General features: G+C 59.5%; 10 protein-coding genes. 5 read left to right on the top strand and 5 right to left on the bottom strand.

The annotated features are described in order from the left end of the window. Window positions 1-215: 215 nt before the first annotated feature. Together guaB and VFQ24_12850 are read left to right on the top strand one after the other, a co-directional pair. Window positions 216-1,673, top strand: a complete 1,458-nt coding sequence (gene guaB, locus VFQ24_12855; GenBank protein HET9179239.1) for an IMP dehydrogenase — start codon at window positions 216-218, stop codon at window positions 1,671-1,673. 52 nt (window positions 1,674-1,725) lie between these two features. Continuing rightward, window positions 1,726-2,193: a VanZ family protein gene (locus VFQ24_12850; GenBank protein ID HET9179238.1), complete on the top strand. Its 468-nt coding sequence runs from the start codon at window positions 1,726-1,728 to the stop codon at window positions 2,191-2,193. Between the two features lie 5 nt (window positions 2,194-2,198). Here the strand turns inward: VFQ24_12850 and VFQ24_12845 are convergent, their stop codons facing one another. Genes VFQ24_12845 through argC form a run of 5 tightly spaced genes read right to left on the bottom strand, consistent with a single transcriptional unit; the run spans window position 2,199 to window position 6,841 of the window. Beyond that, window positions 2,199-2,732, bottom strand: coding sequence for an N-acetyltransferase (locus VFQ24_12845; GenBank protein HET9179237.1), 534 nt, complete (start codon window positions 2,730-2,732; stop codon window positions 2,199-2,201). Window positions 2,733-2,776: 44 nt separating this feature from the next. Then, a complete protein-coding gene (gene argF, locus VFQ24_12840; protein ID HET9179236.1) occupies window positions 2,777-3,745 on the bottom strand; it encodes an ornithine carbamoyltransferase in 969 nt (322 codons plus the stop codon). Beyond that, window positions 3,742-4,959 (bottom strand): aspartate aminotransferase family protein, encoded by a 1,218-nt coding sequence (locus VFQ24_12835; protein ID HET9179235.1) that lies wholly within the window; start codon window positions 4,957-4,959, stop codon window positions 3,742-3,744. The genes argF and VFQ24_12835 overlap by 4 nt, the downstream gene beginning before the upstream one ends. Then, entirely contained in the window at window positions 4,959-5,756 is a 798-nt protein-coding gene (gene argB, locus VFQ24_12830; protein ID HET9179234.1) for an acetylglutamate kinase, read from the bottom strand. The genes VFQ24_12835 and argB overlap by 1 nt, the downstream gene beginning before the upstream one ends. Continuing rightward, on the bottom strand, window positions 5,753-6,841 hold the full coding sequence (argC, locus tag VFQ24_12825; GenBank protein HET9179233.1) for an N-acetyl-gamma-glutamyl-phosphate reductase: 1,089 nt from the start codon (window positions 6,839-6,841) through the stop codon (window positions 5,753-5,755). The genes argB and argC overlap by 4 nt, the downstream gene beginning before the upstream one ends. Before the next feature lie 146 nt (window positions 6,842-6,987). Between argC and VFQ24_12820 the strand changes: the two genes are divergently transcribed. The 3 genes from VFQ24_12820 (at window position 6,988) to VFQ24_12810 (ending at window position 8,911) form a co-directional block, all read left to right on the top strand. Then, entirely contained in the window at window positions 6,988-7,710 is a 723-nt protein-coding gene (locus tag VFQ24_12820) for a gamma-glutamyl-gamma-aminobutyrate hydrolase family protein (GenBank protein HET9179232.1), read from the top strand. A 44-nt stretch (window positions 7,711-7,754) separates the two neighbouring features. After that, window positions 7,755-8,258, top strand: coding sequence for a mismatch-specific DNA-glycosylase (locus VFQ24_12815; GenBank protein HET9179231.1), 504 nt, complete (start codon window positions 7,755-7,757; stop codon window positions 8,256-8,258). Window positions 8,259-8,377: 119 nt separating this feature from the next. Next, on the top strand, window positions 8,378-8,911 hold the full coding sequence (locus tag VFQ24_12810; GenBank protein ID HET9179230.1) for a macro domain-containing protein: 534 nt from the start codon (window positions 8,378-8,380) through the stop codon (window positions 8,909-8,911). The last annotated feature ends 16 nt before the right edge of the window (window positions 8,912-8,927 follow it).

Below are 8,927 nucleotides of genomic sequence, written 5' to 3'. Positions count from 1 at the left end.
TACTCCCGTCTCGAGTGACGACTCATGGCAACCCTCCTCCATCTCCCTGGATTCGGGTTACACCTAAAACGGCGCGACGGGTTACATCCTTAAATGTCTCGACAGCCTCTCATCAGTTACATTTAACATGTCTCCATACGTTACCTTGACGCTCCCGGTGAAGGCAACTAAAATTGAACCTTTACCCTTCAGAAAGGATTCCAGCAAGAGGCGCTATGCTCGATGGTCCCATCCCCGAAGGACTCACCTTCGATGACGTTCTCCTTTTGCCCGCCCGGTCGGGTGTGTTGCCGGCCACGGCTGACACCCGGGCGCAACTGACGGCTCGAATCACGCTCAACATTCCCATTGTCAGCGCCGCCATGGACACGGTGACGGAGTCGAGCCTGGCTATTGCGCTGGCGCAGCAGGGCGGGCTGGGCGTCATCCACCGCACCTTGCCGATCGACCGGCAGGCGATGGAAGTGGACAAGGTCAAGCGCTCTGAGAGCGGCATGATTGTTGATCCTGTTACCATCGGTCCCCGGCAGAAGATTGCCGAGGCGCTCGAGATCATGGCGCAGTACAAAATCTCCGGCGTGCCCGTTACGGAGAACGGCAAGCTGGTGGGCATCCTCACCAACCGCGACCTCCGGTTTGAAACCCGCACGGACCTGAAGGTGGAAGAACTGATGACCCGCGAGAACCTGATCACGGTTCCCGTGGGAACCACTCTGGAGGAGGCGGAACGGATCCTTCACCAGCATCGGATCGAAAAGCTTCCAGTGGTGGATGAGAACTACGTGCTGAAGGGGCTGATCACCGTCAAGGACATCCAGAAGAAGATCGAGTATCCGCGCGCGGCCAAGGACTCGCACGGGCGGTTAAGAGTGGGGGCGGCGGTCGGCGTCACGGGAGATTTTCTGGAGCGGGCGCAGGAGCTTGCCCACGCCCAGGCCGATGTAATAGTGGTTGACACTGCCCACGGCCACTCCGAGCGCGTGCTGGACGCCGTGGCGGCCATCAAGAAGGCCTTGCCCGATGCTGAGGTGATTGCGGGCAATGTGGCCAGCTTTGAAGGGGCGCGCGATCTGATCGAGCTTGGCGTTTCGGGGGTCAAGGTTGGGATTGGCCCCGGGTCAATCTGCACCACGCGTGTGGTTTCCGGCGCGGGCGTTCCGCAGATCACGGCCATCGCGGAATGCGCGCGCGCGGCGCGCAAGGCAGGCGTTCCACTGATTGCGGACGGCGGCATCAAATTTTCCGGTGACATCACCAAGGCTATCGCCGCTGGGGCAAGCGTGGTGATGATCGGCAGCCTTTTTGCGGGCACCGAAGAAAGCCCGGGGGAAACCATCCTCTACCAGGGGCGGACCTTCAAATCGTATCGCGGGATGGGCTCCCTGGGGGCAATGCAGGAAGGTTCCAGGGACCGCTATGGCCAGGAAGATTCAACCTCCAAACTGGTTCCGGAAGGCATTGAGGGCCGCGTGCCCTACAAAGGCCTGCTGGCTGACATGGTGCAGCAACTTGTCGGAGGACTTCGGTCCGGCATGGGCTATTCCGGCTGCGCTACAGTTCCTGAGCTTCAACAGCGCGCCCGGTTTGTAAGGATTTCATCGGCGGGGCTCCGTGAGAGCCACGTGCACGACGTCATCATCACCAAGGAGGCCCCGAACTATCGCCTCGAATAAAACCTCCACTCCGGTCAGAGGCGAAACAAAGCTGCAGGCCTTCTGGTGGTGGGTGCTGGCTATCGTCTGGGCTGGCGTCATTTTCGACATGTCCACCCGGACCTTTGGTGCGTCTTTCACCGACCATCTCCTTCGCGAGATTCTGGCTGCCCTTCATCTGAGGGTATCTCCCCACGCGTTTGCCTTTTTGGCTACGGCGGTCAGGAAGCTGGGCCACTTCACGGAATACGCGATATTTTCCATTTTCCTCTATTACGCTCTGGCTGGCGGTCGTCGCAGCGCCTGGAATCCCAGGAGGGCCCTGGCCTGCATTCTGCTCGCCGGGCTTTACTCGCTGACCGACGAATTCCATCAGCGGTTCGTACCCGGCCGCGGCCCCTCGCTTATGGACTGCGGCTTTGACACCATCGGCGCGGCGCTCGGAATGCTGGTGATGTATATCGCGGGGAGGGATCCGCTCCAACCCGACGGCGAACGCCAAGGGGGAGCATCCGGGGATGACAAACCAATCGTGACCTGAGCGGTCTATTCTGCTCCGGAGCGCGCGGAGGCGTCCATGCTGCCCAGATTCGCAAGATCGAAGACCATGGCCACTTCATCACAACGGAAATACTTCTCGCACTGCAGGCAGTCACGCCAAACCTTCTGGGGCAGCGCGCCGCGCTCGACGGGGTAAAAACCCATTTTGGAGAAGAAATCAGGGACCATCGTGAGCGCGAAGACCCTTTTGAGGCCGAGATCTTCTGCCTCGTGCATCAACCGGTTTGTCACCGCCCGGCCCAGTCCCGCGCTTTGCTGTTGAGGGTCCACGCAAAGCGAGCGGACTTCCGCGAGCTCTTCGCTGTACACGCGAAGCGCTCCACAGGAGGCCACCTGGCCGTCGATCTCCGCCACCGTGAACTCCCAGACGTTTTCATAGAGCTCGGGGAGGGCGCGTGGAAGCAAGACCTCCTCAGCAGCGTACTGATGGATAAGCTTGAACAGAGCGGGAACGTCGCCGGGGCGGGCCTTGCGGAGGACTGGCGAACTCGCGCTCTGGTTCGACTTGGAAGCCTTCATAGGGGCCTCCACGGGAGACGGCGTGATGGTGATAATCTCCATGCTCAATGGGACTGCATCAGCAGCAGGAGAAGCGCCTTCTGAACGTGCAAACGGTTCTCAGCCTGGTCGTAGACGAGCGACCTGCAGGAATCGATCACGGCGTCGCTGACTTCCTGCCCCCGGTGCGCCGGGAGGCAGTGGAGGAAAACGGTGTCGGGCCCCGCAGCCTGCATCAGGCTTTCCGTCACCTGGTATGGGGCGAAGACCTGCGTCCGGAGATGAGCGGCGTATTCCTGGCCCATGCTGGCCCATACATCCGTGTAGACCGCCTGTACGCCGGCAACGGCCTCCAGCGGATCGCGGAACAGATCGATCCTGGCGCCCGTCGCGCGAGCCAGGGCTTTGGCCTGTTCCACCATTTGCGTTTTGGGCTCGAAGCCGGAGGGCGTCGCAACCCGCACCGTGGCGCCCAGCTTTGCGCCGGTCAGCATCAGCGAATGGCAGACGTTGTTGCCGTCGCCGATGAAGGCGAGCTTCAAGCCCTTCACGCCGCCGAACTTTTCCGTCAGGGTAAAGTAGTCGCCAAGCGCCTGGCAGGGATGCAGCAGGTCCGTAAGGGCATTGACCACGGGAATAGCGGCGTTTTCGGCCAGTTCGACGACGGAGTTGTGAGAGAACGTGCGGGCTACGATACCGTTCACCCAGCGGTCCAGATTGCGGGCCACATCTTTGATCGATTCCCGTTCTCCCAGGCGCGGTTTGGAGTGGTCCAGGTAGACGGCAAATCCTCCCATGCTGGTCATGCCCACTTCAAAAGTCACGCGAGTGCGGAGTGACGGCTTTTCGAAGATCATGGCCAGTTGCTTGCCGGCCAGCGCCTGTGCGTATGCTGCGGGCGAAGACTTCACTCGATTTGCGAGATCAAAAATCAGTTGAACGTCGTTCGCAGTGAGATCCTGGTCCGCGATTAAATCATGAACACTGAGCTGTTCTTTTTTTTCAATCTTTTCCATAGTCGCAACGGGCGTCATGCGCGCACCCCTTTCGTTTCAATGCGTGATGCAGAAATTAAAATCGAGCGCAGCACCTCAATCAGTTGATCGACGTGCTGCCGCTGGATGATTAGAGGAGGAAGAAATCTCAGGACCTGCTCCTGCGTGCAATTGAAGAGGACCCCGGCTTCCACCCCCTGCTGGACGAGTTCCTTGCCGGGGATGGAGAGTTCCGCGGCGAGCATCAGCCCCTGGCCGCGGACCTGGCGAATGACGGGTAGTTCTTTTTGAAGACCCAGCAACTGGTCCTTAAAATACGAGCCAACCTCGCGGACATGCTCCAGAAATTCGGGCCGCTGGAGGATTTCAAGAAACTTCAGGGCCAGACGGCATTGCAGCGGGCCGCCGCCGAAAGTCGTGCCGTGCATGCCGGTATGGAACGCCTGGGCCACTTCTTCGCGAGCCACCAGGGCCGCCAGCGGCAAGCCGCCGGCCAGGGGCTTGGCAACCAGAACGATGTCTGGCTTGAGGCCCATCCGCTGATAGGCGAAGAAATTGCCGGTTCGGCCCATGCCGCACTGGATTTCATCACAGATGAACACCGAGCCGTGCTCGCGGCAGAGTTCCTGGCCGGTCCTCAGGAATTCCTCGTCGAGTTCCACAATGCCGCCTTCGCCCTGGATGACTTCCACCACCAGCGCGGCAACGTCCGGCGAAAAGTTTCTCTTGAGATGGACCACGTCATCCTGGCGGATAAACTTCACGCCCGGCGGCAGAGGCTCGAAGGGCTTGCGGTACTTTTCAGGCCAGGTTACGGCCAGGGCGCCCATGGTGCGGCCGTGGAATGAGTTCTCGATGGCCAGGATGCCGGTGCGGTCCGGCGAATGCTCGCGACCGTAAGCGCGGGCCAGCTTGAGAGCGGCCTCGACGGCTTCGGTGCCCGTGTTGGCAAAGAATACGCGGTCGAGTCCTGAGAGCTTTGCCAGTTGATCGGCCAGCGGCGCCTGGAAACGATGGTAGATGAGGTTCGAAACGTGGAGCAGGTCCTCCGAGGGATCGCGCAAGACAGCCATGATTTCCGGGTGCGAGTGGCCGAGGGCGTTTACTCCGAGGCCGCCGAGGAAGTCCAGATATTTCCGGCCTTGATCGTCATACAGGCAGCAGCCCTCGCCGCCCGTTGCCAGAAAAGGCAGGCGCTGATAGGTGGGAACGAGCCTGCGTTCTTCAAGTTTGGCGATCTGTTGGTAGTTCATTATGACCTTACGATCCGTGTCCCCACGCTCTCACGTTTGATGACAGTCCGAAGCAAAGAGTCTTGCTCGTCGGGAGAAATGATGTCGATCTCATGGACGCCCTGCCGAAGGGTTCGCGCGCAGGACCGCAGCTTCGGAATCATTCCGTCCCGCACCGTGCCCTTATGAATCAGGCTCTGAATATCCTTGAGCCGTACCAGGGGAAGCAATCGCCGTTCTGCGTCCCACACACCGCCGGATTCGGTCAGGTAAAGCAGCCGGTCGGCTTCCATGGCGATTGCCAGCGCCGCCGCCAGGTCATCGGCGTTGATATTGAGGTATTCACCGCCGGCGCTGAGCCCCAGGCTCGCCACCACGGGTACGAACCCCTTCGAGAAGGCCAGATTGAGAATGGCGGTGTTCACTTTTGTCGGACGGCCAACATAACCCAAGTCCTTTTTAGTCCCATTGGCAGTTGCCGAGAGGCGGCGCGCCGTCACCAGCTTGCCGTCGCCGCCGCAGATGCCCATCGCGGGCTGTCGCTGCCCCTCGAGTTCGGCCACCCACTGCTTGTTGATGATGCCGGCCAGCACCATCAAGGCAACGTCGCGCGTGGCGGCGTCGGTCACACGCAGGCCGTTATGAAACACCGTCTCAATTCCCAGGCGTTGGAGCGTGCTGGTCAGCGCCTTGCCGCCCCCGTGGACCACCACCACGCGATGGCCGGCCCTGGCCAGACCAGCAATCTGCCGCGCCAGGTGTTGGCGCCGAAACTGTTCTTCCGCCGACTGGCCTCCTGCTTTGACAACAATTTTCAAATCAGTGCCGTTCCTTCGGCAAAGCCATACATGACGTTCATGTTCTGGATGGCCTGCCCCGCCGCTCCTTTAATCAGATTGTCGAGGGTGGATACGATGATCATGCGCGTGCCGTCAGTGTCAAGCGAGAAGCCAATATCCATATAGTTGGTCTGGGCAACCGATTGAATTTCCGGCACGCCGGCATCCAGCACGCGGACAAAAGGCGCCCCGGCGTAGAAATCACGGTAGAGAGCGACCACTTCCTCATGCGCCCGGGACTTCGACAGACGGACATAGGTGGTGCTCAAAATCCCGCGAGTGATCGGCAGCAGGTGGGGCGTGAAGACGAAATCCTTCTCCCCCAGGCCCAGCTCTTGCAGCATCTCCGGAACGTGACGATGGCTGAACAGTCCGTAAGCGCGGCAGTTCTCGTTGACCTCCACAAAATGCAGCTTCTCACTCACCCCCCGGCCCGCTCCGCTGGCGCCGGACTTGGAATCGGAAATCACGCCTGCCTTCGCGTCAATCCAGCTCCGCTTCATGACGGGCGCGAGCGCCAGAATCACCGACGTGGCGTAGCAGCCTGGATTGGCAACCAGGCGCGCCTTTGCGATACTCGCAGAGTTCAGCTCCGTCAGGCCGTAAACGGCTTTTACCAATTCTTCATGGGCGCTGTGCTCAAACCCGTACCAGCGCGGATAAACCGACGCGTCCTTCAGCCGGAAGGCAGCGCTCAGGTCAATCACGCGCAGATTGCGTTCCAGCAACTGGGGCGTGATTTCCAGGGCCGTGTGGTGCGGAGTGGCCAGAAAAACCAGGTCTACTTCCGAAGGCGGCAAGGCTTCCACAGAAAGCGGCTGGCAGGGAACCGGGAATTTTCCCCGCAGGGAGGGGTGAGAGTCTTCTATAGGAAACTCTTTTTTGCCGTCCCGTCCGGAAGACATCAGCCGGGTAACCCGCGCATGGTGATGGCGGCCCAGCAGGCGCAGAAGCTCAAGCCCCGCATAACCGGTAGCGCCCGCAACAGCTACGCGGACGGTCGTGGATGAGCCCTCGTGTTTGCCTGGGGTGCTGACGATTTCGGCCTCGGCTATCGCCTTCACGGGTTCGCCCGACAGGAATATTTATGCAGCATACGCATAATTATGTTTCTACTTGAAACGCTGCGCCCTGTCAAGGGAAAATAGTACCTGCCGGGGGAGACGCCGGCAGGCGAAGCCGCATGCCGGACGAGGCGGGTTTTAAGAAAATGAAAATCGCAATTTCGATACCGGAAAAAGAGAAAGCCAAAGGGCAGGAGTCGCCTTATTTTAAGGCCCTGGTGGCCGCCGGGGCCCAGCCCGACGAAATCCAGATGATAATGTCCTCCGGGAACGGGCTTCCATCCTCAGGTGACTTTGACGGGGTACTCCTGGCTGGTGGGGAGGATGTTGATCCAGAACTTTACGGTGAGCGGGTGAAATACGACAGCGTGAAGATCAATCGCGCCCGCGACGATTTTGAAATAGCCCTGCTCCAAAAAATGCTCCGATCACGGCTTCCCATTCTGGGGATCTGCCGGGGGATCCAATTAATCAACGTGCAGTTTGGCGGAACGCTTTACCAGGACTTGAAAAGCGAAACGGCGCTCGAAATTGATCACAAGCAGCAGGGCAGCCGCAGCGCGACCGCTCATTCCGTCACCGTGACGGAGCCGGACTCGGTCCTGCACGGTTTCTTTACGGGCATGTGCAGAGTGAACAGCCTTCATCACCAGGCGATCAGGCATCTGGGCAGGGGACTGAAGGTCACGGCGCATTCGGAGGACGAACTGTACGAGGCTGTCGAACTGGCGGAGGAATACCCCTTCTTTCTGGCCGTCCAATGGCACCCTGAGGAGATGATTGGTGAACATCCTGAGCAACTGAGGATTTTTCAGGATTTTGTAGCGAGGTGCCGGGAATGCGCGGCGGAGAAGACCTCATCCCGATAGCCATTTGTAGAAGTCTCCAGCGCCAGAGCGGAAGCTGACCGACCGTGTATCCCGATTTGCCAGACTATCTTCGTCCCGGGTTAAGGCTCGTGTTCGTCGGGTTTAATCCCGGCGAGCGCTCGGCCAGGATCGGACACTATTACGCGGGCCGGGGCAACCAGTTCTGGAATTTTCTTTTTGAGTCAGGCCTCACGCCCGTGCATCTGAAGCCCGAGGATGACCACCGCATACTCGAATTTGGCTTCGGCTTGACGGATATCGTTAAACGATGGTCCAACTCCATCAGCGGCTTGAGCAAAGCAGACCTTTGCCACGGCCTGCCCGCACTCAGATCAAAACTGCTGCAGGCCGCTCCAGCAGCCATAGCGTTTAATGGCAAGACCGGGTTTGAGTGGTTCCAGGGAAGCAAGGCTGAACTGGGTGCGCAGCGCTCCGTTTTTGGAAGCTCGCGGATTTACGTCCTGCCCTCAACCAGCGGACGCAATGGAAGCCTTTCACGTTCCCAGAAGCTTGGCTATTTCAGCGAACTCAAACGGTGGCTCGATTAGCGAGATCAGGATCACAATGCGAGTGGCGAAAGGCTTATCGTCAGGAGCGGGCTTGAAAGACTGGCTCCACGCCGCCATCTCAGCTATCCTTTGCTTTAACTAAAAGACCCCGAGGAAATATGCCAGCCAGGATCTATTTCATGAAGGGTGATATCACGGAGCTTGAAGTTGACGCGATTGTCAACGCGGCCAACAACGAACTGATCCTCGGAGGCGGAGTTGCGGGCGCCATCCGGACAAAAGGCGGCCCGCGAATCCAGGAAGAATGCGACCGCATCGGCTCCATCCGCCTGGGCGAAGCTGCCGTGACTACGGCGGGCAACCTGAAGGCCCACTACGTGATCCATGCGGCCAGTATGGAGATGGGCGAAGAGACCACCGCTGGAAACCTGCGGATCTCAACGCGTAACAGTCTGCTTCGCGCCGAAGAAAAGGGACTGAAGACAATTGCCTTCCCGGCCGTCGGGACCGGGATTGCCGGCTTCCCGATGCAGGATTGCGCACGCATCATGATCGGTGAAGTGTTTGAGCACCTGAAGTCGCACAGCAGCCTGGAAAAAATCTACTTTGTGCTCTATGACGATGCGGCGTTGAAGGTTTTTGAAGAGACCTACAGGCAACTTGCCCCACATCCTGCCCGCAAAATTACCTGAGGCCCGGCAGCGGTCT

This window comes from Terriglobia bacterium (assembly GCA_035712365.1).
GTDB lineage: Bacteria > Acidobacteriota > Terriglobia > UBA7540 > UBA7540 > SCRD01.
The sequence above is the reverse complement of the archived record's forward strand: the minus strand, read 5'-3'. Positions and strand labels throughout refer to the sequence as shown.